This window comes from Prevotella sp. AM23-5, assembly GCF_003473645.1.
In the GTDB taxonomy this organism is placed as follows: Bacteria; Bacteroidota; Bacteroidia; order Bacteroidales; family Bacteroidaceae; genus Prevotella; species Prevotella copri_A.
Genome location: NZ_QUCG01000174.1, coordinates 1 through 1,120, shown reverse-complemented (window position 1 = coordinate 1,120; position 1,120 = coordinate 1). Strand labels below are relative to the sequence as shown.

The following is a 1,120-nucleotide window of genomic DNA, read 5'->3' as shown; positions in this document are numbered from 1 at the left end:
AACAATCCATCCTACGAGATCCAGCCTCGGCAGAAGTAAGCGAAGCATTCTCAAAATACAGAAATCCCCCATCCTGCCTTCTCAAGCCGGATGGGGGGTTTGCTTAAAATATAGGATTGAATGAGTGTTAATGCCGGATAGGATTATCGGTCAATTTCAACACGGATGAATTTACCGGCACTGCTGTAATACAGGTCGTAGCCTGGGATGTCGATTTCGTAACCACCTATCTCCTTCTCTATCTTATACGGCTGCTGTGAAGGATAGCGCTTGGCAATATCCGCAGCGATAACATCAGGAATGATGCCTGATGGCAAAGCAGAGAACTTGCAGTCCACGCTCTTCCACTCTCCCTTATTGTTGAAATCTATTTTGGTTCCATCGTTCAATGTTGCCTCATATTCCCACTTTCCGTTGTCCTTCTCCTTCTCTACATAGGTATAGGTAGCAGAAGGGAAATACTGCTTTACAAACTGCTGAGCCTGTACTGGCAACTCAGTATAACCGATCTCTTTCTCATCGCTGCTGTGGCAAGCTACTGCTACCATAGCAAAAACAATCGACAGAAATGTCGCTAAAAACGTTCTCTTCATGTTGTTATAATTTAAATTTTGATGTTACTATTTTAATTATTTATCACTTATTATTATACACTAAAGCATAACCCGTATATAGTCATACAGGGGATTGTTTTATATGCTACAAATATACTAAAATTATTTCAAACTGCAAAACATTCGCCCCATATTTTAGAGTGTTTTAACGGTTTTTTCTTGCATTTCTTCCATAATAAATTTATTATAACAAACTAGAGCGGTGGTAGATTCAGAGGTTAGGTCATTTTTTGACGGCGGATTACAAATCCGCCGGGACGCCTAACGGAGGACAGAGATATCCGGCGCTAGGGAGTTTTTTACTTTTAAAAATTACGCTAAAATCTGAAGAATAGCTTAAAATGAGCGATTTATGAGTGTTTCACCTCAATGGAGGTAATGATTTGGCAACAGTGCTATTTTCTGCAATGTGCATAGGATTGCTTGTCAAACAACTCTTATCGTTTGCAAAACTACTAATAAAATTTGGATTATTCTATCAATGGTTCGTTAAAATTTGAGATAAC

General features: G+C 39.0%; 1 protein-coding gene. It reads right to left on the bottom strand.

Features of this window, described 5'->3' with window-relative positions; all coding sequences use genetic code 11:
* Nucleotides 1–143: 143 nt before the first annotated feature.
* On the bottom strand, nucleotides 144–593 hold the full coding sequence (locus DW657_RS17385; RefSeq protein WP_117664313.1) for a PepSY-like domain-containing protein: 450 nt from the start codon (nucleotides 591–593) through the stop codon (nucleotides 144–146).
* Nucleotides 594–1,120: the final 527 nt, after the last annotated feature.

Excerpts from the sequence above, each read along its gene's own strand:
- DW657_RS17385 (WP_117664313.1), bottom strand. The coding sequence starts at position 593 with ATGAAGAGAACGTTTTTAGCGACATTTCTGTCGATTGTTTTTGCTATG.